The sequence below is a fragment of the Pseudophaeobacter sp. EL27 genome (assembly GCF_900313025.1).
In the GTDB taxonomy this organism is placed as follows: domain Bacteria; phylum Pseudomonadota; class Alphaproteobacteria; order Rhodobacterales; family Rhodobacteraceae; genus Pseudophaeobacter.
The window spans coordinates 306,305-330,450 of the sequence record NZ_OMPQ01000015.1; the positions used below are offsets into that span (position 1 = coordinate 306,305).

Below are 24,146 nucleotides of genomic sequence, written 5' to 3' on the forward strand. Positions count from 1 at the left end.
CAGGTCTCGAGCCGCTGTCCCTCCAGACCTTTCCGGGTCAGATCCGGAAAGGAACAGAGCCAAGCCGAGCAATACCTCAGCTGCGCAATCAGTCTCGCGGCCGGGAGCGCCATCCGCCACGTCGGCGCGGATTGACGGTTTCGTTCAACCCCTGTTGCAGCACCGCAGTCATTGGATGATCTGCCGGTTCATCCCTGTAGTGTTCCAGTAATTGGGCGATCGCAGACCGGTTTTCCATCTGGACAGGCAGGCTCAGCGCCCAGTCCAGAAAGATGCTGCGACATTGGCTCGCGGTGATGCCCTCGATCCGGTAAGCCTCCCGGATCAGCTGTTTATGGTCCAGTTCCGCCAGCGTCTGCATGCGCCGTCTCCTTCTGCAGGGTCTGCGAAATGATCGCAGCGCAATTCCCATAGGCCGCTTCCAGGGCCTGTTCCAAGTCTTGCAAGCTTCCATAGTCGGCACTGCGGCTCAGGAACTGTGCACCGCCCTCTCCCAGGGCCTCTTGCTCCAGAGAACCGCCAGACAGCAGGCGGGCAGCGGTTTGTACCGACCAATATAGGGCGTAGCCGTTTTGCAAAACCAGCGCATCTGCGGCATCCAGCCAGCCACCAGCGACAGCCTGCTGCAGTCCGCTGGCCACGTCCCGCTGTGGCGACTGCGCCAACAACGCCCCCGACTGGGACAACAGCTCGATATCCATCATCCGCCCGGCGCCAGTTTTGGCATCCCAAACCCCAGAGGGGGTCTTGGCCGCTGCCAGCCTGTCGCGCATATGAGCGACCTCTCCCAGCACCACTTCTTTTTCCCGCTGGCGCGAAAGCACACCTCGCCGGAAACTCTCAAACTCCTGCATCAAGCCCGGCTCACCGGCAATCACCCGCGCCCGTGTCAGCGCCAGGTGCTCCCAGACCCAGGCCTCATTCTCCTGATAATGGGTAAAGGCCGCCCAGCTGGTGGCCACTGGCCCCTTGTTGCCCGAGGGGCGCAGCCGCATGTCCACTTCGTAAAGACGCCCCTGCGACATTGGCGCCGAAAGCGCCGTAATCAGCGCCTGAGTCAAACGGGCATAATAGGGACGCGTCGCCAGCGACTTGCGCCCCTGTGACATCTCCACGTCCTGCGGGTCATAGACCACAATGATATCAAGATCGGACTGCGCATTGATCTGCCCTGCCCCCAGAGACCCCATGGCAATCACAATGGGTCCAGAACCGGGAGGTGGCCCATGTTTGATGGAGAACTGAGCAACCACCCGTGGGAAAAGCGCCTGGATGACGGCCTCTGCCAGTTCACTATACTGAGCACCCGCAGCTTTGGCGTCGATCAATCCACGCAGATGATGCACGCCGATGCCGAAATGCCATTCCTTGCACCAGCGTCGCGCAGCATCCAGCTGGCTCTCGTAATCCTCTTCCAGTGCCAGAACTGATTCCAGTTCTTGCTGCAGCGCCGCGCCGCCTGGCCAGTCCTCAAAGAAACTACCGCCAATCACTGCATCAAATACGCTGGAGTTGCGTGACAGAAACCCGGCCAGCGCATGAGAAGTCCCCACAATATCCACCAATAGATCCATCAGATGTGGGTTTGCCTCAAACAGGGAAAACAACTGCACCCCCGCAGGCAGACCTGCCAGAAACCCATCCAGTGCCAGCAGCGCCTCGGCTGGTTTTGCGGTACGGGAAAGGCGGCTCAGCAGTTCCGGTTTGAGCCGGTTAAAGATCTGTGCGCCGCGTTCAGAACGCAGGGCGGGATAGCCGCGCCAACGGGCAATAACGCTTTTATCAAATCCCTCTGGAATGGTCGCTTTGGGCTGCGCCGCTGCGTCCGGGGCAAAAAAGTCTTCAGTCATGCCGTGGACTTCGACCAGGCGGCTGCGGATTTTTGCCTGCAGATCCGCCGGGTCCTCTCCCATCAGGCAGGCCACACGCGCAATACCTTCGGCCGAATTTGGCATCTTGTGGGTCTGAGCGTCATGCACCATCTGAATGCGATGCTCCACCTCGCGGTGCGCCCGGTAATGATCGCTCAGCCGCTCCGCGACATCCGCAGGGATCCAGTCCCTCTGGGCAAGAGCAGCAAGCCCCTCAACAGTGCCACGCAAGCGCAACCCCTCGTCGCGACCGCCTGCAATCAGCTGCCGCGTCTGGGTAAAGAACTCGATCTCACGAATGCCACCACGCCCCAGTTTCATATCATGGCCGGGCACGGTAATCGGGCCACCGGTGCCCTTGTTTTCACGGATCCGCAGCCGCATGTCATGGGCATCCTGAATGGCGGCAAAATCCAGATGGCGACGCCAGACAAAGGGCCGCAGGGTTTTGAGGAAGGCCTCACCCGCAGCGATATCCCCGGCGCAGGGGCGCGCCTTGATATAGGCGGCCCGCTCCCAGGTCCGTCCCAGGCTTTCATAGTAACGCTCTGCAGCCTCCATCGCGAGACAGGCCGGGGTCACCGCCGGGTCAGGTCGCAGCCGCAGATCGGTGCGAAAGACATAGCCATCGGCAGTGCGCTCGCTCAATGTTGTGCACATGTTTCGGGTCGCCCGCGCCATGCCCTGGCGCGCCTCGAAAAAGTCATCGGGGTCAAAACGAGTCTCGTCAAACAGGCAGATCAGGTCGATATCGGAACTGTAGTTCAGCTCATAAGCGCCCATTTTCCCCATAGCGAGAATGGAAAGCCCCCCGGCGGTCTCAATATCCGCCTCCGTCAGGCCCGGCAGTTTCTTGCGCCGAATGAGTGTGGCAATTTCCGCCTTGATCGCCACATCCGCGCTGAGTGCGCCAAAATTTGTAAGCGCCGTCGTGACCTCTTCCAGTGACCAGCCACCAGAGAGATCGCAGAGCGCCGTCAAAAGCGCGACACGGCGCTTTGCCTTCCGCAGCCCCGGCTTCAGCTGATCAGGTGCCAGGGCACGACAGTCCTCAAATACTGCCGCCAAAGCCCGTTGGGGATCACTCAGCGCCTCGCCAATCCATGCCGCCTCTTGTTCGACCAAACTGCGCAGATAAGGGCTGGAGCCGGCTGCTCCGGCGATAAGTTGCCCTGTTTCCTGATTAAGCCCAGCAACAAGATCGCGGGATTCGGCACCAAGATCGGGGTCATAGGCGATGGGAAGGCGGGTGATTTGCAGGTGATCAGACATGGCGAAACACTGTTCTGCCTGACCAGCGGCGTCAATCCGCGAACCGCCCAAACGTGGCAAGAAAGCGCGGATCATAACCCAAAATGACGCCTATGAGGTAAGGAATTCCAGCCTCCTCATTTCCGATCACAACCGTTAAGGTAGTCTTGCTGCTATGCTCTTCCATTTGTTTGTTTTTTGATGGTTCACGAGTGAAAGTGTTTTGGCTTTTCCAGTCAGGGATATTTTCCTTGGCCCTGTGGCAAAGTCGGTGTTTTGTTTAGGTGTTTGTCAGTCGGCGGATCATAGCAGCGCTCCTCTCTCCTCCCAAAAAAACCAGTTCTGCCAATCAGTTGTCAGCCTGCCCTAATCAACCGATCTTAATGGTAGTGACAAAAGCGTGAACAGCGCCACCTTTACCTCAACTCATGCTTCACCTATCTAGATTTCACCTACCTACTGGTAGATAGAATTCCAGCATGCTAACCGCTCACATGCAGCGCCAGTGAACACCAAACCGCTTGCGCCATCATTTCACAGCAGCCAGAGAGGCTGGCCAGCTTTAACAACCGGAGACAAGTTAATGGAAGTCAATGCAGATTTCACCAAACGCGCGCTGGTTCATTCCACTGATGAGCCCTGGATTGCCTCTCCGATGGCGGGGGTTGACCGCCGAATGCTCGACCGGATTGGCGATGAGGTGGCCCGCGCCACCTCAATTGTCAGATATGCCCCCGGCAGTCATTTTTCCCCGCACACCCACACCGGCGGCGAAGAGTTCATAGTTCTGGAGGGCGTATTTCAGGATGAACATGGCGACTATCCCGCAGGCAGCTATGTCCGCAACCCGCCCACCACCAGCCACACACCAGGCTCCGACGAAGGCTGCACCATTTTTGTGAAACTCTGGCAGTTCGATATGGAGGACCGCACCCAGTTCCGCAAACAAATGACCCTGGAACCAGGGTCCGAACAAGATGGCGTTGCCACGCTCGAGCTATATCGCGACGCCCGCGAAGTCGTGCGCTATCACCAGATCGCAGCCGATACCCCGTTTGAGATCACCGCCCCCGGTGGCATTGAGATTCTGGTTCTCGACGGCAGTCTCAGCGAAGGCGGCGACCAGCTCAAAACCGGCTCCTGGCTGCGCCTTCCCGAAGGCGAGACGCTCGAGGCCGTAACCGGGCAGAACGGTGCACGGGTCTGGGTAAAAACCGGCCACCTGCCCTTTGCCAAACCTCCGGCCGCCTGATGCACACCGATATTGCCATCATCGGCGGCGGGCTCGCTGGCCTGTCCCTTGCCCGGCAACTTACCCTGGCGGGGCGGGATTTTCAGCTGTTTGAGGCCCGCGACCGCCTTGGTGGGCGGATCGCTTCAGTGCAGCACCCGGCACAGCAAGAAAGGTCACTGGGGCTGGAGGGCTATGATCTCGGCCCCTCCTGGTTTTGGCCGGGCCAGCACCGGATGGAGCGCCTTGTTCAGGACCTTGGCTTGGCCAAGTTTGACCAATATGCCAGCGGCGCGATCCTGTTTGAGACCGAAACCGGGGAAGTTCTGCGCAATCTTGGGTTTGCTTCGATGCAGGGGGCATGGCGGCTACAATCCGGCATGCGTGGGCTGATTGATGGGATTGCACAGCAGTTGCCGCCGGAGCGATTGCACCTGAATCATGCGGTTACAAAGCTGACCCAGGATGGCAAGCTTACCTTCAAAGATGGCTCCAGCTGTCAGGCAGAGCGGATCATCCTGGCGCTGCCACCGCGCCTTGCGGCTGAGTTGTCTTTCGCCCCCCCGCTCAGCAGGGCGCAGCTTCAGGCCCTTACCGCAATCCCCACCTGGATGGGAGGCCAGGCCAAATTTGTGGCACTTTATGATCAGCCCTTTTGGCGCGAGGATGGGTTCTCCGGCGATGCGATAAGCCAGTCAGGTCCACTTGCCGAAATCCACGATGCCTCGCCACCACAGACCGCCCTGAGCAGTGGTGCCCCTGCGGCCCTGTTTGGTTTTCTCGGCCTGCCTGCGCCGACACGTCAGGGAAAAGCGGAGGCGATCACCCGCGCCGCTATAGCCCAGCTCACCCGCCTATTTGGACCAAAGGCGGCTCAGCCCATCAGGGTCGCCTATCAGGACTGGGCGCAGGAGCGCTACACCGCTGCGCCTATGGATCAGTCCGCCGCAGGTCAACATCCCGCCTATAGCCTGCCCGCGGCCTTGCAAGATATCTGGCATGGGCGGATCTCCCTTTGTGTGAGCGAAGTGGCCTCAGAGATGGGCGGATATCTGGAAGGTGCTCTGGCTGCGGCCGAGGAGCAGACAGAACTCTTACAGAAAGAGCGGGTAGATGAGTAAAGCTGACACCAAGACCAAGCTGATGGATGCCGCCGAACATCAAGTCCGCCAAAAGGGCGCCGATGGGTTCAGCTATTCAGACCTGAGCGCCGAGGTAGGCATCCGCAAGGCCAGCATTCACTATCACTTTCCCGCCAAATCCGATCTTCTGACGGCGATCATGGCGCGATACGCGCAGCAGGTCCTGGCAACTCTGGAAGGCTATGCCGATCAGCGCCCCACCCCTGAGGAACAGCTGACTGCCTTTGTTGGCTTTTATCGCGATGCCTTGCAACAGGGCAGTCGGCTTTGTCTTTGCGTTGCTTTCACGGTGGGCCGGGACGGTCTCTCGCCAGACACCCGCCAAGAGATCAGCCGCTTTCGCGATGCTGTGCAAAACTGGCTGCAACACCGCTTTGAGCAGATGCAATCAGAAGGCAGTTATACCAGCTGGACTGGCGATCCAAAGGCAGAGGCCGCCGCGACGCTTGCCCTGGTGGAGGGCGCGCAGCTTGCAGCCCGCAGCACCGCTGATCTCAGCCGTTATGATGCGGCCACCCAGGGTCTGTTGGAACGGCTCCACGTCGCCTGACCGCTGGGTTCAGCCAGCCTCCTATCGCAATATGCCTGTTACAGTCCCTGCCCGCCCTTTGAATCACACAACATGTGCCGCTGCGGCACATCTGGCAAAACCATCTATAAAGCAAAGACCTAGAGACCTAAGATCATGACTGAACGTGCTTTACCCTCGCGGCAAAGCACCAAGGCTTCCTGAGACCAGGCCCTATCCGGCAGGCCGAACGGAGGTCAGGCAAACAAAAAGGGCATGTGATGGAACTCAAACAGGCAATTCAAGAGCGGCGCTCAATCCGGGGCTTTACCAAGGAGCCGATCTCAAAAGAGATCCTGCAAGAGATCATTGCGCTCGCCAACCGCGCCCCCTCCTCCATGAATACCCAGCCCTGGCACCTGCATGTGCTGACCGGAGACCCCCTGGAACAGGTACGCCGTGGCAATACAGAACGGATGCTGGATGGCACGCCGCCGACCCGCGACATCGAGGACTACGCCGCCTATGAGGGCGAGCACCGCGCCCGTCAGATTGAAATTGCAGTGCAATTGTTTGAGGCCATGGGGATCGAGCGTCACGACAAGGAACGCCGTCAGGATTGGGTGATGCGAGGGTTTCGTCAGTTTGATGCCCCGGTTTCCATTGTGGTCTGTTTTGACCGGGCGCTCTTGGACAATACGATTGCCCATTTTGACACTGGTGCGATGACCTACGGACTGGTGCTGGCCGCCTGGAGCAAGGGGATTGGCGCGGTGATCAATGGCCAAGGCATCATGCAGAGCCCGGTTGTGCGGGAGGTTGCCAATATCCCCGAGGATCAGATTATCCTGACCTGTGTGGCCCTGGGCTGGCCGGATGAGGATTTTATCGCCAATTCAGTTGTCTCGCGCCGCCGACCGCTGGAAAACACCACGCGTTTTCTGGGCTTTGAGGACTAACCGACGTCCAACAAGTCTCGCTTGCCGCCATCAAGACTGACTGTAGCCCTGGGGAGCTCCCCTGCCCTGTAGAAAAAGGCCGACCCAATTGGGTCGGCCTTGAAGAGTTTTTTCGAGGCTTAAAGGTTCGGGAAGTAGTCTTCACATTCGCCGTCGCGGTAAACATCCGCAGTACAGCAATGCAAACCACCGCCAAAGGCATAGGCGTCGCGCAGCTCAACTTCGACGACCTCCATACCCAGCTTGTCCATCTGCTCAGCCTGATAGACTTCGGACTTTTCAACACAGACGGTTTTGGGGTCCAGAACCAGCACGTTCATCGACAACCAGGTTGAGGAATAGCACAGCGGCGGCGGTGTGTTGTGGGCAGGCTGTGCCGCATCCACGATCTCCCAGCCGTTTTTCTCAAACATGCCGCGCTGCTCTTCGGGCAATCTGCGTTGAGGGTTGTTGAGGATCAGCCCAGGACGCAGGGGGGTGAACGTGGCGTCGATATGGATCGGATAGGGATCGCCGGGGAAGTTCACGGTGTGCACACGGTGGTCGGGGAAGTGACGGCGCAGCCATTCGATCCCTTTGAGGTTGGTGGTAAACCCATGCTGCACGACCAGATCACGGCCAAAACGCAGCACATCAGCCGCATCAAACAGCGGCTCTTCTTCGGTGGTGACAAAGAACTTCTCTGCCGCCCATTCCAGGCGCTTGGCCTCGCCGATCTTGTCGCTGAGATAATCCGGATGATAATCGGCATCGGTCAGGCGCGGCTTGGGCGCAGCCTCGTGGCGGAACTTGGGATCCTCATCCCAATATTGCTGCAACAAAGGACGGTAGTTCAGATACTCAAACCAACGGCACCGATAAGACATCGTCGCCTCAAGCATCTCATGCCCGACAGTCAACAATACATCGCGTGGCGGCATGCAGCCAAATTGGCTGTCGGTGTGAAAATCCGGGGTCGTGGCCGGCTGAGAGTGATCAATGGATGTCGGACGATCAACCCGAATACCGCGACCGCGCAGCTGATTGGCAAAATTGTCGAGCAGCTCATTGGCGCGATCGATTGTCTCTTGCGGGCGGCGCCCCCATTGGCCACGCATATCGCTGTCTTCTGGAACCTTGGCTTCCAGCGCGGGCTCTTCAGGTGGAATGTGGCAATCATCCGCACGGCCCACAATGACGTGGCGCAGCGTGTCCCATTCGTTCCAGCTTTTGATTTCGGTTTTATCTGGTGACCAGGCCATGACCGTCTCCTGTTGTGAGGGAGATAAGGCAGGGCCTTCAACCTCCCGATTGAAAGTCCCGGCGTACAGGATCTGGGGTTAGGCAATAACAATCCCCGCGCGACGCCATCGCCAGAGTGCCTTATGAGCGGCATATCATTGCACAGGGACATTGGGAAGAAGCGGATTAAAAGGAGTAGTTTTACCGAATTTGGCAACCTGACACGCCACTAAGGGCACCTCTCGTTGGTTCATCGCAATCAAAAGTCGATTTGACTGATCAGCCTGACCTAAGTGATCGATGATGAAAGTTGGTGCCAAAACAGAGAAATAAACCTGGTGTTCACCGCGAAACGATAAGCTGTAGCTGTGCGCCTTGCGACGAGGATGCAACCCAGAAATGAATGCCAAACTGCGACGTCAGGAGGGCTTGCTAGGTTTAGGATTTTTCCTGTTAAACTGAGTATGCTGAACCTCTGCCCACATAGGAGTGTTCTGAAGAATCTATCTGCGACGAAAGGAAAAAGATGAAAGGTCGTAGTGAGATTGAACTGCAGCAGGTGTTTGAACAGGCAGGCGAGGCGATCTACGTCATCGATGCCAAAACGGGCTTTGTTGACCAGGTTAACGAGCAAGCCGTACTGGATTTAGGATACAGTCGAGAAGAACTCTACTCAATGACCGCAGCCGACTTGGTCGGCCTGGACGAAGGAGAGGTTATCTTCAAGTCATTGCTCAGTATGAAGATGGGCGAAAAGAGAACTCGTCGGGGTTTCCACAAAAGAAAAGACGGGTCGATCTTCCCCGTTGAGGTGCGTGTGGGAAAAATTGAAATCGGCGGAGCAGCTAAGCTTCTGTCGCTTGCGCGAGACATGACGGAACAAGTTCAGGTTCTCGAGCAAAAAGCTGTGAGTGACGCGAACTTTCGCCTGCTGATCGACAACTCGGTCCAAGGTGTAGCGATCGCTAATTCGAAACGTCAAATTGTATATGCGAATGCAAAGTTCGCCGAAACCTTTGGCTATGCCAATGAACAAGAGATTCTCTCGGCAAAAGGCACACCTAATTTTATCTCTGAAAAAGATCAGGCCTTGGTCAATGATATTCGCAAGAGAGTTCTCTCTGGTGAATCTGAACCGACGACTTTTGAGTTCGACGGTATCAAAAGAGACGGAAGTGTCGTCAACCTAGAGTGCACTCTCGGGCGGGCAACCTGGAACAACGAGACAGCAACTTTAACAACATTCAGGGATGTTACCGAGGAAAAGCAGGCCAAAATCAGGCTTCAGCAAGCGCAGAAAGTAGAAGCCATTGGGCAAATGACCGGAGGCGTGGCACATGACTTCAACAATTTGCTGGCTGTCATTTTGGGCAATCTAGAGCTGCTGAATGAAGACTTGGCAGATGAGGCACAAAAAAAACTGGTGGGGAAGTGCATTTCCGCGACTGCCAGAGGCGCAGACCTTACTCGCAACATGCTCGCGTTTGCCAAACAAGCGCAACTCCAGCCTGTGGTCTTGGACGCGAACCAAACAGTGATGGATGTTCGGAGCTGGGCTGGTCGAACGCTTCCGGCATCCATTAAGCTTGAGTGCTCCCTGAAGAATGGGCTTTGGAGCGTAAAAGCTGACAAGCCATCGTTGGAAAGCGCTTTGTTGAACCTAATTCTGAATGCCAAGGACGCTCAACCAGAAGGGGGCGAAATTTCGGTTACTACGGAAAACGTGATAATCGAGGGTACCGACGTTGGATCAAATGACCTCGAACTTCCTTCTGGGCGCTATGTCAAACTGTCTGTGAGCGATACAGGAAACGGAATTGCAGATCAGAATCTACCGTCCATTTTTGATCCTTTCTTCACTACAAAACCCCCTGGAACTGGTTCAGGCCTTGGTCTCTCCATGGTTCAAGGGTTTATCCACCAATCCGGCGGTGCTGTTCAGGTTTTTTCTGAACAAGGCAAGGGGACACAAATAAATCTCTTTTTTCCAGCGGTTTCATTGGAAGCTAAACAACCTGTCTCCCCAACAGATGACAAGGTTTTCACTTCTGGTGCGGCAAAATCAATCCTTGTCGTCGAGGACCAGGAAGAAGTCAGAGATGTTGTTGTCGCGACACTAGAACGGGCTGGTTACAGTATAACAGCAGCCATATCAGGAGATGCCGCCAACGCGCTCTTTGGAGACGGCGGGGGTTTCGACTTGTTAGTGACCGACATTGTCATGCCCGGCCACCTACAAGGTCCCACTCTAGCCCAGGCGCTAAGGGAAAAGAAGCCCGATTTACCTGTCGTTTTCATGTCAGGTTATGCTTCGGAAACCATTGACGCAGAAGACGGCATTCATGCCGATGATATTCGGCTTTCAAAGCCGGTGCTTCGCCAGGATTTGCTTCATGCAGTTGAGACGGCTCTCAGCAAAGTTCGATAGTTTTCCTCCTGCCCGGCCTCAGCGAGTCCGTGGTCAGGGTTTTGGAACAAAAAGCAGCCTAAACTCAGAGAGTGTATGGCTCATCTGGGAGGGTGTAAAAGTTCTGTTGAGGTCATTTACGCGAATACAGATACTTAACGCGGGGAATCCAGTGAGTGAACTGCCTGGGTGATCAACCATGGCTCATCAACATAGGACTGGAAATTGCGAGGGATTAGCCGCGCCTCGGCCTTAGCCTCGGGGTTCCCCTTCAGCTGATCGACAGAGACCGCCCTGCCCGCTTCAACCGGCTAAGCTCGGAGTCCGCTGACTTTTGGGCAGCTGCCTTGTTCGGGAACCTGCGCTTGAGGCGCAGAACTTGGGCTGGGCAGCCTTATCTGACTGGTCCAATTTGATTGTTAGTGCATGATCGGCCTGGGTTCCATTGGGACAATGTGTATTGGTTCAGATGTGATCTGACAGTTGTCCGTTTTTCTGGCGGCGTCTGTCAGGCGAAGTTCAGCTCACGAACTTTTCCATCCAGATTTCTTTCCCGTCGATCATAGTTTCGATGGATGTTCTGCCGCAACACATTTTGCCCTGATGTGTGCGCTCGTGGTTGTAGTGATGCAGCCATTCGTCGAGATCAGCTTGTAACGCGTCGATGCTGTCGTAGAGCTTCTTGCGGAACGCGACCTGATAGAACTCCTGTAGGATCGTCTTATGGAACCGCTCGCAGATGCCGTTGGTCTGGGGTGACTTCACCTTGGTTTTGGTGTGGTCGATATCATTGATTGCCAAGAAGAGCTGGAAATCGTGTTTGTCGACGCGCCCACAATATTCCGTGCCCCGATCCGTCATGATCCGCAGCACCGGCAGGTCGTGTTCCTCGTAGAATGGCAGCACCCGGTCATTGAGTAGATCAGCTGCCGTGATGGGGGGCTTAGTGGTGTAAGCAGCAGGACGCCATGGTTGAGAGATTGGTTGAAACATCTAACCCGAAGGTCATTGCAGCACTCGAAACAAAGATTGCCAAGCTGGATGAAGACAAGCTCCGCCTGAGTGACAAAATCACGCAAAACACCAAACTGAAGGCCAGCATGGGTCAGATTTTCGAACTTTTGCGCGAGTTCCTGTCAAACCCTTGGAATATCCACGATAAAGGGCCTTTGGCAGTGAAGAAAACCATCATCAAAACGGCATTCAAAGCACCTTTGGCCTATGACCGCAAAAACGGATTTCGAACTCCGCAAGTGTCTGTAATATTTTAGTTTTTGGGATTTTTTACGTCTGAATGTAAAATGGTGCGGGCGGTGGGACTCGAACCCACACGGGCACAAGGCCCAACAGATTTTAAGTCTGGTATGTCTACCATTCCATCACGCCCGCAACCAAGGCAGGGTTTCACCACGCCTTAGGACAGTTGTCTAGCCGCCCAAGTCTCAGGGTTCAATCGATTTTCGCGCCTTAAAGGGGTTTCTCTGGCTTTCTGCAGAAACGACGAGACCACCAGCTGGAAACCTGTGCCCTTCCCCAAAGAACAACTAGAGATCCTGGCCTGATGAAGGAGGGCTTGCCGGAGGTTGCGGGGACAACGGGCCGCCAGGGGTGGCGAGCCCACGCTCTGGCAGCCAAGGGTTTAGCGTCAGGGCTTCGCCAAGCGCCAATCGGGCTTCGCCGAGCCGATTCAATCCATAAAGCGCCAGTGCCCGCCCGCTCAGGGCTGCCACATGTCGGGGCGACAGGGCCACAGCCTGATCAAGATCCTTCAGCGCCGTCTCATAGTCCTGGCGCAGATAATGCACAAAGGCGCGCTGATTGTAGCCCTCGGCATAGTGCGGACAATAGGCGATCAACTGGTCAAAATCTTCCAAGGCACCAAGAAAGTCATAAGAAGAGCGCCGGGTCATGCCACGATCCAGGATCGCTTGCGCCTGATCATCTGGCGCATCAGCCCAGAATTCCCACATCTGATTAGACAGATGGCGCGCCGCGTTCTCATCCGGGGCGCGTTGAACCTGGGTGATCAGCACCTCAAGGGCTTCGGAATGGTCCTGAGATGGGGGGCAGACCTCTTGAGCCGCAGCTTGTTGAACCGCTGATGCAGTCGACAGAGGCAAAGACAACAAGATTCCAGCACCAAGAGGGCGGAGATTGGAGAATATACTGGTCATAAGTAGATGCTGCGTGACTTTGCCACCCGCTGGCAAATCAACTTTTTGCGTGCCTCCCCTACCCCGACCTCACCTGAACACTCCCCGAGCCTTAGACCGGTGCCAGTCCTGCGTCCTCTTTGACGGCCTGCATCGCCACATAGGTCGAGGTGGCCGAGACATGCGGCAGTGAGGAGATTTTCTCGCCCAGCACCTGCCGATAGGCCGACATCGACCGGGTGCGCACCTTGAGCAGATAGTCAAAATGCGACGCCATCATATGGGCCTGCTCGATCTCGGGGATCCGTGCCACGGCGGCGTTGAACTTGGATAAGGCCGCCTCGCGGGTATCTTCCAGTTTGACCTCAACAAAGGCGACATGGTCGAGGCCCAGACGGATGGGATCAATCAGAGCACGGTAACCGGTGATGATCCCAGCGCTCTCCAGTCGGCGCAATCTTGTCTGGGTCGGGGATTTTGACAACCCAATGCGGCGGGCCAGATCCGCGATGGAAATCCGACCATCCTCTCCCAATACGTTGAGAATCTTTCGATCAAAATCATCCAGCTCTGAAAAATCCATTTGCCTCGCCACTTTGGTAAAAATCCACCCATATGGACCACCATACCCTATAATTCAGGTGATTGTCCCGGACAAAAGCCGATAATCTAATCAAAACGCCCTCCTCATAGCATTGGAGCCAGACCATGACCCTGCACCGCAAACTGCGTGACCGGATTGATGCCGGAACCTATGTCGATCAACAGGCGATGTTCGCCCAGCTCTGCGACACGGCTGCGCTGGATGAAACCGATCGCGCCAAGATTTGCACCAGAGCCGCCAACCTGGTGCGCGACATCCGGGGCCATTCCAATCCCGGCCTGATGGAGGTTTTCCTGGCGGAATACGGTCTCTCCACCGATGAGGGCGTTGCGCTCATGTGTCTGGCCGAAGCACTGCTGCGGGTGCCGGATGCCGATACCATTGATGCCTTGATCGAAGACAAGATCGCCCCCTCGGACTGGGGCAAGCACCTCGGTCGGTCCTCCTCCTCGCTGGTCAATGCCTCGACCTGGGCCTTGATGCTCACCGGGCGGGTTCTGGACGAGGATCGCAGCCCGGTGGGGGCCCTGCGCGGCGCCATCAAACGGCTGGGGGAGCCGGTCATCCGCACCGCTGTGGGGCGGGCGATGAAGGAGATGGGGCGCCAGTTTGTACTGGGCGAGAGCATCGAAAGCGCCATGAAGCGCGCCGCGGGAATGGAAGCCAAGGGCTATACCTACTCCTATGACATGCTGGGCGAAGCCGCCCGCACCGAGGCAGACGCGGCCCGCTATCATCTAGCCTATTCCAAGGCGATTTCGGCCATTGCCGTTGGCTGTACGGATAATGACATCCGCAAAAACCCCGGCATCTCGATCAAGCTCTCGGCGTTGCACCCACGCTATGAGCTGGCGCAGGAGGCCCGCGTCATGGAGGAGCTGGTACCGCGCATCAAGGCGCTGGCGCTGCTGGCAAAATCCGCCAAGATGGGCCTGAACATCGATGCGGAAGAGGCCGATCGTCTGTCGCTATCGCTGGAGGTCATTGAGGAGGTGGTCTCTGATCCCTCCCTGGCCGGCTGGGAGGGCTTTGGCGTTGTGGTGCAGGCCTATGGGCCACGCACCGGGCTGGCGCTGGACGCGCTGTATGAGATGGCCGAGAAATACGACCGCCGGTTCATGGTCCGTCTGGTCAAGGGCGCCTATTGGGATACAGAGGTAAAACTGGCGCAGGTCGAAGGCGTTGATGGCTTCCCTGTCTTCACCAACAAATCCCTGACGGACGTTTCCTATATCGCCAATGCCCGCAAATTGCTGCAGATGACCGATCGGATCTACCCGCAGTTTGCCACCCATAACGCCCATACCGTCAGCGCCATTCTGCATATGGCAGACGATAAAGAGGCCTATGAGTTCCAGCGCCTGCATGGCATGGGCGAGACCCTGCACAATATGGTGCTGGAGCAAAACCAGACCCGCTGCCGTATCTATGCGCCAGTGGGCGCGCATAGTGATCTGTTGGCCTATCTGGTGCGCCGCCTGCTGGAAAACGGCGCCAACAGCTCCTTTGTGAACCAGATCGTTGACGAGGAGGTAGCCCCTGAGGTTGTCGCTGCGGATCCCTTTATCGCCGCCGCAGATTGCGCCAATAAGATCCCAACCGGACCAGAGCTCTATGCGCCGGAACGGCCCAATTCCAAAGGCTTTGACCTGGGCCATGCTCCCACCCTTTCCCGGATTGAAGAAGCCCGCGCGCCCTGGCGGCAGCACAGCTGGCAGGCAGGACCACTGATCGCAGGTGAGGCCACGCCAGAGGCGCCTCAGGATGTGATCAACCCCTCTGATCTAACCACCATTGGCCAGGTCACCCCCGCCAGCGCTGCAGATGTCGAACTGGCGCTGGCCTCTGCCCAGCCCTGGGACGCTCCTGCCGCCGAACGCGCAGCTGCATTGAACAAGGCTGCTGATCTTTATGAAGAACATTTTGGTGAGCTATTTGCCATTCTGGCACGCGAAGCGGGCAAGAGCATCCCAGACGCCGTCGCAGAGCTGCGCGAGGCCGTGGACTTTATGCGCTACTACGCCGCCAATATCCCCGATGCAGCCCCAGCTGGGGTCTTCACCTGCATCTCGCCTTGGAACTTCCCGCTGGCGATCTTCTCCGGTCAGATTTCTGCCGGGCTGGCCTGTGGCAATGCCGTGCTGGCCAAGCCAGCTGAGCAAACGCCGCTGATTGCCCATCGTGCCATCGCGCTGATGCATGAGGCTGGTGTGCCGCGCAGCGTCTTGCAACTGCTGCCCGGGCAAGGCTCAAAGATTGGAGCCGCCCTCACCGGCGACGCCCGTGTAGATGGCGTGGCCTTCACCGGCTCTACCGCCACGGCTATGCGGATCCGCTCTACCATGGCAGAGAACCTGCACCCAGGCGCGCCCTTGATTGCCGAAACCGGTGGGTTGAACGCGATGATCGTCGACAGCACCGCCCTGCCCGAGCAAGCCGTGCAATCGATTATCGAGAGCGCCTTTCAATCCGCAGGCCAGCGCTGTTCGGCCCTGCGCTGTCTCTACCTGCAGGACGATATCGCCGACGGCGTATTGACCATGCTCAAAGGCGCGATGGATGTGCTGAACCTCGGTGATCCCTGGCACCTGAATGTCGATAGCGGCCCCGTGATTGATGCCGGTGCGCGCGCAGGCATTCTGGCCCATATCGATCAGGCCCGCAGTGAAGGCCGGGTGCTGAAGGAAATGAGCACACCGCAGGGCGGCACCTTTGTCGGCCCGACCCTGATTTCTGTCAAAGGCATTGGCGATCTGGAACAGGAAATCTTTGGTCCGGTTCTGCACGTGGCCCGGTTCAAGTCGCAGGAGCTGGACAGCATCATCAATGACATCAATGCCACCGGCTATGGGCTGACTTTTGGGTTGCACACCCGCATTGATGACCGGGTACAGCATGTCTGTGATCGCATTCATGCAGGCAATATCTATGTGAACCGCAACCAGATCGGTGCCATTGTCGGCAGCCAACCCTTTGGCGGCGAAGGCCTGTCCGGCACCGGCCCCAAGGCGGGTGGCCCCAACTATCTGGCGCGGTTCTGCGCGCCAGACCGCCAGACCAGTACAGAGACCTGGGGCGAAACCAGTGCTGAACTGCCAGGTGAGACCGGCGTTCCGGGCCGCCCCATCACTACCTCCCTGCCCGGTCCAACGGGGGAATCAAACCGGTTGACCACCTCTGCCCGCCCTCCGCTTTTGTGTATGGGTCCTGGGGCCGCTGCCGCAGCAGCCCAGGCCAAAAAGGTCATCGGCATGGGCGGTACCGCGATTGAGGCCCATGGCATGTTCGACCTGCACCGTCTGGAATTCATCCAGGGCATCGCCGGCGTCTTGTGGTGGGGGGATGTCGAGACAGGCCGCGAGATCGAGCGCACCCTGGCCAAACGGCAGGGGCCCATTCTGCCGCTGATCCCCGGCAACCCGGATCGCGCCCGGGTGCTGGCAGAGCGCCATGTCTGCGTCGATACCACAGCAGCTGGCGGCAATGCTGCCCTGCTGGGAGGCGAAAGCTAAGGTGAGAAACACGTCATAAGACCTTGACGCTGGGCTAAGATCGGCCCAGCGTCACCTCATGTTTCCACTGCGCGATCATAACCCGTCAAACTGCACCCCCTATGTGGTCTACTGCCTGATAGCGGTGAATGTTCTGGCCTTTGTGATGTATGCCGGCCTCAGCAATGACCCGCCAGCGCTCATGCAGTTCTACCAGACCTATGCTATCATCCCGTCTGAGATTGTCGGGGGGGAGAACTCTTCCACCCTGTTCACATCGATCTTCATCCATGGCGGCTTGATGCATCTGGGTGGCAATATGCTGTTTCTCTGGATCTTTGGCGACAATCTGGAAGATGAGATGGGGCATCTGCCCTTTCTGGCCTTCTACCTTGTCTGCGGCGTCGGAGCTGGCCTGATCCATGTGCTGGCGGCCCCCACTTCGCAGGTGCCCACAATTGGCGCCTCTGGTGCAATTGCAGGGGTTATGGGGGGATATCTGCTGCTGTTCCCCAAGGCCCGCGTTGACATCTTGCTGATCCTGATCGTGTTTTTCCGGGTCATTACAGTGCCGGCATCGCTAATGCTGGGGCTTTGGCTGGCCTTACAGATCTTTGGTGGCTTTGGCTCGGACCCCCACGAAGGAGGCGTGGCCTATTGGGCCCATGCTGGCGGCTTTGCGGTCGGCTTGGTGCTGGTTCTGCCCCTCTGGCTGCGCCGTGGGGGCCCGAGGTTCTGGAAACAAACCGCCGGATCGCCGCCCAATCCCAAAACCGAATATACCTATAGCGTCACCCGCGTCCCCCGGCTGCCGCGCAAAAAGAAAAACCCCGGCCCCTGGGGCAAGTAACAGGAGAACCCGATGGTTGAACTGACCGCATCGTGTCATTGTGGAGCGGTTGAACTGATAGCAGAGTTCCCGCAGGGGCTTGCCTCGGCGGCGCGCTGTGATTGCTCCTTTTGTCGACGCAGAGGTGCCGCAGCGGTGACTGCTGTGACCAGTTCTCTGCAGATCACCAAGGGAGAGCAGAACCTGAGCCTCTATACATGGGGCACCGGTACAGCCAAACACCACTTCTGCAAGACCTGCGGTATCTATACCCACCACCAACGCCGCTCTGATCCCAGGGAATGCGGCGTGAACCTGGGCTGCATCCAAGGGGCTAACCCTCGTACCCATCCAGACTCCTATGGAGAAATCCCCTGGAACGATGGTGTGAACCATCCGTCAGACAGAAAACCTGACCAGTCCAACTGATTGGCGCGCAGCCCCTTGCCCCCGCACGCAAGGACAGCGCAACAAAAAAACGCGACCCCAGGGCCGCATTTGCTGTTCTTAACCTGTCCCGGACTTGGATCAGCCGCGGATCACTTTGGCAAAGCTCTCAAAGATTGGCTCGTTGGCGCAGATCACTTCGCCGCTCTCAACGATGCTTGCCTCTGGGTCCATTGCTTCGGCCAGACCGCCGGCCTCTTTGACGATGATGATACCCGCAGCCAGATCCCAGGCGTGCAGGCGACGCTCCCAGAAGCCCTCGTAGCGACCAGCAGCCACATAGGCCATGTCCAGCGCTGCGGAACCAAAGCGACGCACGCCAGCGGTGGCAGGCAAGAGACGCGCCAGATCCTGCAGGGTCTCGGGCAGATCGGCACGGCCCGCAAAAGGCAGACCCGTGGCAAAAATCGACTCGATCAAACGGTGACGGGCGGACACGCGGATGCGGGTCTCGTTCATCCAGGCGCCAGTGCCTTTTTCGGCAAAGAACATCTCATCCTTGGCGGGATCATAGATCACACCGGAGACAATCTTGCCCTTGTGCTCCAGCGCGATGGAGATCGCCCAATGGGGCAGGCCGTGCAGGAAGTTGGTAGTACCATCCAGCGGATCAACAATCCAGCGACGGGTTGGATCCTCACCGGGGGTTTCGCCACCTTCCTCGGCCAGCCAGCCATAGGTGGGGCGGGCACCCATCAGTTCTTCTTTCAGGATCTTCTCGGCGGCAATATCTGCCTTGGAAACAAAGTCACCAGCGCCTTTGCGCGAGACCTGCAGGTTTTCCACTTCCTGGAAATCCTTCACCAGAGAACGGCCAGCCTTGCGGGCGGCTTTGATCATCACATTGAGGTTTGCGCTGCCAATCATGTCTGCTGGATCCTGTTGAATGCGGGGAGATGTCGGTCAAGCCGTGCCTATACGCCGCAGAGGCGCATTTGCCAAGGGTGAATAGAGCATCAGGTAAATGCCACCTGCCCTACCGAGGGTTTTGGTGGCTTTCACTTTTCCGCAGGGTCATATCTATGCGAGAGTTGTCAAAGGCAGAACTGAACGACAGAGTTCAGTAAATCCCAGTGCTGTACCTGCTGCGCACTGGGACACAACAGGGAGAGAGACATGAGCACAGAGATGCAACAAATCGTTTTGGCCAGCCGTCCAGATGGGGCCCCAACCCCTGAGAATTTTCGACTGGAAAGTTCCGCACTGCCACAGCCCGGCGAAGGGGAAGTGCTTGTAAAACTGCACTATATGTCCCTGGACCCTTATATGCGTGGCCGGATGGATGATGCAAAATCCTATGCTGCTCCGGTGCCGATTGGCGGCCGCATGGAGGCCGGTGGCGTTGGCGAGGTGATCGCCTCCAACAGCCCCCATTTTGAAGTCGGTGATTTTGCCTTTGGCATGTTTGGCTGGACCAGCCATGGCTGCCTGCCCGCCAATGAGCTGCGCAAGCTGGACCCCAAACAGGGACCAATCACCGCGGCGCTCGGCGTTTTGGGCATGCCTGGGTTTACCGGATGGCATGGCTTATCCGCTTACGGCCGCCCGCAAGCCGGAGAAACCCTGGTTGTTGCCGCGGCCACTGGACCGGTGGGCTCTATGGTGGGGCAGCTGGCCAAACAGGCCGGGCTGCGGGTTGTCGGCATCGCGGGCGGCGCCGACAAATGCAAGATGGCGGTTGAGACCTTTGGCTTTGACGCCTGCCTGGATCACCGCGCTTATCCGGACGCCCGCGCCCTACGCCAAGACCTGAAAGAGGCCTGCCCCAAAGGCATCGACATCTATTTTGAGAATGTCGGCGGCAAGGTCCTGGAAGCGGTCCTGCCAATGATGAACCCCAATGGGCGTATCCCGATCTGTGGCATGATTGCCTGGTACAATGCCGGTGGCCTGGGAGAAGGCGCCAGTGACGTTGCCCTCACCGGGCCAAACATCTGGCGCAATGTGCTGGTAAAGTTCCTGTCGGTGAACGGCTTCATCATCTCCAATCATTTTGACCGCTACCCTGAGTTCCTCAAAGAGGTCGCGCCAATGGTTGCCAAAGGCGAAGTGCGCTTTGTCGAAGATATCGCTGAAGGCCTGGAAAACGCCCCCACCGCATTTATGTCGCTACTAAAGGGCGGCAATACTGGCAAACAGATCGTTAAACTGGTCTAACCAACAGCCTCCCCAAGGCAACTCCCTTCAGCTCTGGCCTGAGCTGAGGGGAAATTGAACACACTCAACGCAAGCATCAAAATTTGCAATTCACCCCCAGCGGGTCTATCTTGCCCACTTATTGGATAAAACCGCCACAAAACCATTTTCCAAGCTTCACTTTGTCCCACTTCCATTCCAAAATTACCCTAGGTAAGGCCCCGAGGAACGTGAATACTAAACAGGTGTAGTTTATGGAAATCAGTTCGGCTCATTCAGGTAATAGCCATCAGACAGATCCACTGGATGTAATTACCCCTCTTTCCTCTTCTAAAAATGACCTTGAGCTTTTGTCCTCCAAAACCGGTCAGGAGTTTCTGCAGACTTTTGTTGATCTTTTACAGGATGTGATTCAGGCCGATTTTGTCGCGATCAGTGAATTACGCGTGACGGACAAGGAACACATTCAGGTCAAAGCGGGTTGGATGGATGGGGAATCGCTCAAGAATTTTGAGTATGAAGCCTGCTTCACCCCTTGCCTGGAAGCCATAAAAAGCGCTCAGATTGTCCTGGTTCACGAAGGGGTTCAAAACTCATTTCCCAACGATGAACTGCTTCAGCATAAAGGGTTGGAGAGCTTTCTGGGATATCCCGTGCTCAATACCTACAATGAGGCCATTGGCCTCATCCAGCTTGCCTGGCGCAGACAGACCTCTGGTGAAGAATGTGAGCAAATACTGGAGACCATCAATGACTTCTCCGCGCGCATTGCAACAGAGTTGGAGAACCTGCGATCCCAGCGTGTTCTGCAAACACTCGCCAGAGGCCCCGCCCTCGGCACCTCCGAAAACATCTTTCAACTGATTGCTCGGCAAATCCAATCTCTGCTGGCTGTCAGATCTGTCTTTGTTGCTGAATGCTCTGTTACAGACCAAAGAAACTTCAACATTCTTGCCTATTGCGACGACGGTATCTGCCGGAAAGTCCTAGAAGGCACATCCCTCACCTATGAAGGAAGACCCTGTAAGCAGTTGGAAACCATGGAAGAGTTTCGCATTGACGAAGGGTTGGCCGATGCATACCCCGACCAAGAAATATACCGCACTGCCGGTTTTGATAGCTATCTCGGAATTCGGGTGGCGGACGGTGAGGCAAATGCCCTGGGCCATCTCGTCATTTTTCATGACGAACCAATCATCACACATAAACTCGAAACCGAACTCCTGAATATTTTCCGAGATCGGTTGAGCTTTGAGATCATGAGAGAGCGCTCTCTCGAACCATAGGATCCGGCCGCCGCTACCTCTGCAGCCCCTTTGAAACGTCGACAAAGGGGATGTGAAACCCCATGTCTGAGGCATGAGATTATTGCTGTTGCAGTTTTCGGGCCTCAACTTTTGCCAAGCGGATCAGCTCCTGCATATAGGGTTTTTGCCGGTCATCGCTGCGGATTGCAGCATAAAGACTGCGGGTGATACCCGTCTTGGTGAGGGGCCGCGTCACGTAGTCAGAAGAATATTTCACCTCCCGCACCACCCAGTCCGGCAGCACTGAAATCCCCCGGTTTGAGGCCACCAGCAGCAGGATCACGGCGGTCAATTCGACTTGCCGAATGCTCTCGGGCTCTACCCGTGCGGGGATCAGCAACTGGCTGAACACATCCAGCTTGGTCTTCTCCACCGGATAGGTGATCAGGGTTTGGTCGACAAAATCTTCTGCCTCGACAAAAGCTTTCTGCGCCAGCGGGTGGTGTGACGAGGCAACAAATACCGATTTGTAGTCAAAGAGTTCGATGAAATCGACGCCGGGGATATCTTCGGGATCGGAAGAGACCACCAGATCCACCTCTTCTTTCTGCAGGGCTGTCAGCGCGTCAAAGGCGAGGCCGGGGCGAATGTCCACATCAACATCCGACCAGTTCTTGCGAAAGCCCTCTAGTACCGGGAACAACCATTCAAAACAGGCATGGCATTCGATCGCGATATGCATCCGCCCAGCATGGCCATCGCGCAATGAGGAAAACTCAGCCTGCATCGCCTCGACCTGGGGCAGCACCTGTTCGGCCAGCCGCAGCAGCCGTAGACCCGCCGCCGAGAGCTTCATCGGCTTGGAGCGACGCAGAAACAATTCCACCCCGGCCTGATCCTCCAACCCCTTGATTTGATGGCTCAACGCGCTTTGGGTGATGTTGAGCTGATCAGCCGCCCGCGCCAGCCCGCCCGCCTCGTGAATGGCCTTGATGGTGCGCAGGTGGCGGAACTCGATATGCATAACTTCAACTCAGTTCATGTTGTTCTTGAGAATTATGAAATTGTCTCACAATGCTGCGCGTGCAACAAGAGGCTAAATCTATTGGAGAGCAAAGTCATGACCAGCCCTGAGATTTCATTTGAGTTTTTCCCGCCGCAGTCGCTGGAGGCCTCATTTCGGCTCTGGGACACGGTACAGACCCTGGCGCCGCTGGATCCGCGCTTTGTGTCGGTCACCTATGGCGCCGGTGGCACCACCCGCGATCTGACGCGGGACGCGGTCAAAACCCTGCATGGCAGCTCTGGGCTCAATGTTGCGGCGCATCTCACCTGTGTGGATGCCAGCCGGGCGGAAACGCTAGAGATTGCAGAAAACTTTGCCGCAGTGGGCGTCACCGAGATCGTCGCTCTGCGTGGCGACCCGCCAAAGGGCAGCGGCCAGTTTGTGCCGCACCCCGATGGCTTTGCCAATTCGGTTGAACTGATCGAAGCCCTGGCCGCAACCGGCAAGTTCTCCCTGCGTGTAGGGGCCTATCCCGATCCCCACCCAGAGGCCGCAAATGCCCAGGCAGATGTGGATTGGCTCAAGCGCAAGTTGGATGCTGGTGCGGATGAGGCCCTCACCCAGTTCTTCTTTGAAGCAGAGACCTTCCTGCGGTTCCGCGATGCCTGCGCCAAGGCCGGCATTGATGGCGACAAGCTGATCCCGGGCATCTTGCCAATTGAAAACTGGAAAGGCGCGCGTAATTTCGCCAAGCGCTGCGGTACTGTAATCCCGTCCTGGGTGGATGACGCCTTTGAAAAGGCCATGCGGGATGATCGTGAAGACCTGTTGGCAACAGCGATCTGCACAGAGTTATGTTCTGACTTGCTGGATGAAGGGGTAAAGAAACTGCATTTCTACACCCTCAACCGCCCAGAACTGACCCGCGATGTCTGTTTTGCCCTTGGCATCACGCCAAAGGTCTCGCTGGAGAACGTAGCGTAAGGGGTGTTGGCGGCTCTGCTCTTGCGGTAATTCCAAAAAGGAACGCACTATGGAAAACACTTCTGGTGCGTCTTTGGTGAACGCGCATAAAGGGCCCAGACATGGCAATTGCAAAATCCCCAGCCGATCTGTTGTCGATGGATCAGGTTGTCCAGCTTTCCGGGCTTGAATTCATGCAGGGCATCCTCGAAGGCCGCCTGCCCGGCCCTCCGATCGGGGCACAGCTGGGCTATAGGCTGCACGAAGTCTCTGAAGGGCGCGCGGTGTTTCGCGGCACCCCAGAGTTTGAGGTCACCAACCCTATGGGCACGGTCCATGGGGGATGGTACGGCACCCTGCTCGACAGCGCCATGGCCTGCGCGGTGATGACCGCAGTGCCCAAAGGATCCGCCTATACAACGCTGGAATATAAGATCAATATTGTGAAATCCATCCCGTTGGGCACCACCGTAGACTGCGTCGGCGTTATTGACCATGTTGGTCGCTCGACCGGCGTCGCCCATGGCGAAATTCGCGGCGTCAAAGATGGCAAGCTCTACGCAACCGGTTCAACCACGTGTATTGTCATGAAGGTCTTTGGCACCAAAACCTAAGACAGCAGAAACGATACATCCTGCCAAGACCAGTTTAAAGCCAGCGGCCGGGGATCCCGACCGCTG

At 57.1% G+C, this 24,146-nt stretch carries 20 protein-coding genes, 1 tRNA gene and 1 pseudogene; 13 read left to right on the forward strand and 9 right to left on the reverse strand.

Going from position 1 to position 24,146, the window contains the following annotated elements; all coding sequences use genetic code 11:
- Positions 1-88 precede the first annotated feature (88 nt).
- Both ED661_RS19895 and ED661_RS19900 read right to left on the reverse strand, forming a co-directional pair.
- Positions 89-361, reverse strand: coding sequence for a hypothetical protein (locus ED661_RS19895; RefSeq protein WP_122076384.1), 273 nt, complete (start codon positions 359-361; stop codon positions 89-91).
- Positions 333-3,143, reverse strand: coding sequence for a glutamine-synthetase adenylyltransferase (locus tag ED661_RS19900; protein WP_122076386.1), 2,811 nt, complete (start codon positions 3,141-3,143; stop codon positions 333-335). Before ED661_RS19900 ends, ED661_RS19895 begins: the two co-directional genes overlap by 29 nt.
- A gap of 562 nt (positions 3,144-3,705) precedes the next feature.
- Here ED661_RS19900 and ED661_RS19905 point away from each other — a divergent pair.
- The 4 genes from ED661_RS19905 (at position 3,706) to ED661_RS19920 (ending at position 6,962) form a co-directional block, all read left to right on the forward strand.
- A complete protein-coding gene (locus tag ED661_RS19905) occupies positions 3,706-4,374 on the forward strand; it encodes a cupin domain-containing protein (RefSeq protein ID WP_122076388.1) in 669 nt (222 codons plus the stop codon).
- Positions 4,374-5,474 (forward strand): NAD(P)/FAD-dependent oxidoreductase, encoded by a 1,101-nt coding sequence (locus tag ED661_RS19910; RefSeq protein WP_122076390.1) that lies wholly within the window; start codon positions 4,374-4,376, stop codon positions 5,472-5,474. The genes ED661_RS19905 and ED661_RS19910 overlap by 1 nt, the downstream gene beginning before the upstream one ends.
- Positions 5,467-6,045 (forward strand): TetR/AcrR family transcriptional regulator, encoded by a 579-nt coding sequence (locus ED661_RS19915; RefSeq protein ID WP_122076392.1) that lies wholly within the window; start codon positions 5,467-5,469, stop codon positions 6,043-6,045. Before ED661_RS19910 ends, ED661_RS19915 begins: the two co-directional genes overlap by 8 nt.
- A gap of 239 nt (positions 6,046-6,284) precedes the next feature.
- A complete protein-coding gene (locus ED661_RS19920; RefSeq protein ID WP_122076394.1) occupies positions 6,285-6,962 on the forward strand; it encodes a nitroreductase in 678 nt (225 codons plus the stop codon).
- A gap of 119 nt (positions 6,963-7,081) precedes the next feature.
- Here the strand turns inward: ED661_RS19920 and ED661_RS19925 are convergent, their stop codons facing one another.
- A complete protein-coding gene (locus ED661_RS19925) occupies positions 7,082-8,203 on the reverse strand; it encodes a serine/threonine protein kinase (protein ID WP_122076395.1) in 1,122 nt (373 codons plus the stop codon).
- Between the two features lie 506 nt (positions 8,204-8,709).
- On the opposite strand from ED661_RS19925, the gene ED661_RS19930 reads away from it, so the two are divergent.
- Positions 8,710-10,611, forward strand: coding sequence for a PAS domain-containing sensor histidine kinase (locus ED661_RS19930; RefSeq protein ID WP_122076397.1), 1,902 nt, complete (start codon positions 8,710-8,712; stop codon positions 10,609-10,611).
- 498 nt (positions 10,612-11,109) lie between these two features.
- On the opposite strand, the pseudogene ED661_RS19940 reads toward ED661_RS19930, so the two are convergent.
- Positions 11,110-11,544 (reverse strand): annotated as a pseudogene (locus ED661_RS19940) (integrase core domain-containing protein); the annotation flags it as partial.
- A 14-nt stretch (positions 11,545-11,558) separates the two neighbouring features.
- Between ED661_RS19940 and ED661_RS22115 the strand changes: the two are divergent.
- On the forward strand, positions 11,559-11,861 hold the full coding sequence (locus ED661_RS22115) for a hypothetical protein (RefSeq protein WP_216822473.1): 303 nt from the start codon (positions 11,559-11,561) through the stop codon (positions 11,859-11,861).
- Positions 11,862-11,892: 31 nt separating this feature from the next.
- Here ED661_RS22115 and ED661_RS19950 read toward each other — a convergent pair.
- The 3 genes from ED661_RS19950 to ED661_RS19960 all read right to left on the reverse strand — a co-directional run bounded on the left by ED661_RS19950 (position 11,893) and on the right by ED661_RS19960 (position 13,326).
- Positions 11,893-11,979: transfer RNA gene (locus ED661_RS19950), tRNA-Leu, on the reverse strand.
- 155 nt (positions 11,980-12,134) lie between these two features.
- Positions 12,135-12,764, reverse strand: a complete 630-nt coding sequence (locus tag ED661_RS19955) for a tetratricopeptide repeat protein (protein WP_122076398.1) — start codon at positions 12,762-12,764, stop codon at positions 12,135-12,137.
- A gap of 91 nt (positions 12,765-12,855) precedes the next feature.
- On the reverse strand, positions 12,856-13,326 hold the full coding sequence (locus ED661_RS19960) for an Lrp/AsnC family transcriptional regulator (protein WP_122076400.1): 471 nt from the start codon (positions 13,324-13,326) through the stop codon (positions 12,856-12,858).
- A 125-nt stretch (positions 13,327-13,451) separates the two neighbouring features.
- On the opposite strand from ED661_RS19960, the gene putA reads away from it, so the two are divergent.
- Genes putA through ED661_RS19975 form a run of 3 tightly spaced genes read left to right on the forward strand, consistent with a single transcriptional unit; the run spans position 13,452 to position 18,096 of the window.
- Positions 13,452-16,859: a bifunctional proline dehydrogenase/L-glutamate gamma-semialdehyde dehydrogenase PutA gene (putA, locus tag ED661_RS19965; protein WP_122076402.1), complete on the forward strand. Its 3,408-nt coding sequence runs from the start codon at positions 13,452-13,454 to the stop codon at positions 16,857-16,859.
- A gap of 58 nt (positions 16,860-16,917) precedes the next feature.
- Complete coding sequence (locus ED661_RS19970) at positions 16,918-17,688, forward strand: rhomboid family intramembrane serine protease (RefSeq protein WP_122076404.1); 771 nt, start codon at positions 16,918-16,920, stop codon at positions 17,686-17,688.
- Between the two features lie 12 nt (positions 17,689-17,700).
- Positions 17,701-18,096: a GFA family protein gene (locus ED661_RS19975; RefSeq protein ID WP_122076407.1), complete on the forward strand. Its 396-nt coding sequence runs from the start codon at positions 17,701-17,703 to the stop codon at positions 18,094-18,096.
- Positions 18,097-18,195: 99 nt separating this feature from the next.
- On the opposite strand, the gene ED661_RS19980 is transcribed toward ED661_RS19975, so the two are convergent.
- Positions 18,196-18,981: an inositol monophosphatase family protein gene (locus ED661_RS19980; protein WP_122076409.1), complete on the reverse strand. Its 786-nt coding sequence runs from the start codon at positions 18,979-18,981 to the stop codon at positions 18,196-18,198.
- A 249-nt stretch (positions 18,982-19,230) separates the two neighbouring features.
- Between ED661_RS19980 and ED661_RS19985 the strand changes: the two genes are divergently transcribed.
- Together ED661_RS19985 and ED661_RS19990 are read left to right on the forward strand one after the other, a co-directional pair.
- Positions 19,231-20,271 carry an NADP-dependent oxidoreductase gene (locus ED661_RS19985; RefSeq protein WP_122076411.1) on the forward strand — a complete coding sequence of 347 codons (1,041 nt, stop codon included), beginning with the start codon at positions 19,231-19,233 and terminating at the stop codon, positions 20,269-20,271.
- Positions 20,272-20,504: 233 nt separating this feature from the next.
- The gene (locus tag ED661_RS19990) at positions 20,505-21,536 is read left to right on the forward strand and encodes a GAF domain-containing protein (protein ID WP_122076413.1); all 1,032 of its coding nucleotides are present in this window, start codon (positions 20,505-20,507) and stop codon (positions 21,534-21,536) included.
- A 79-nt stretch (positions 21,537-21,615) separates the two neighbouring features.
- On the opposite strand, the gene ED661_RS19995 is transcribed toward ED661_RS19990, so the two are convergent.
- The gene (locus ED661_RS19995) at positions 21,616-22,521 is read right to left on the reverse strand and encodes a LysR family transcriptional regulator (RefSeq protein WP_122076415.1); all 906 of its coding nucleotides are present in this window, start codon (positions 22,519-22,521) and stop codon (positions 21,616-21,618) included.
- A 96-nt stretch (positions 22,522-22,617) separates the two neighbouring features.
- On the opposite strand from ED661_RS19995, the gene metF reads away from it, so the two are divergent.
- The gene (gene metF, locus ED661_RS20000; RefSeq protein ID WP_122076417.1) at positions 22,618-23,487 is read left to right on the forward strand and encodes a methylenetetrahydrofolate reductase [NAD(P)H]; all 870 of its coding nucleotides are present in this window, start codon (positions 22,618-22,620) and stop codon (positions 23,485-23,487) included.
- A 101-nt stretch (positions 23,488-23,588) separates the two neighbouring features.
- A complete protein-coding gene (locus ED661_RS20005; protein ID WP_122076419.1) occupies positions 23,589-24,080 on the forward strand; it encodes a PaaI family thioesterase in 492 nt (163 codons plus the stop codon).
- Positions 24,081-24,146 lie beyond the last annotated feature (66 nt).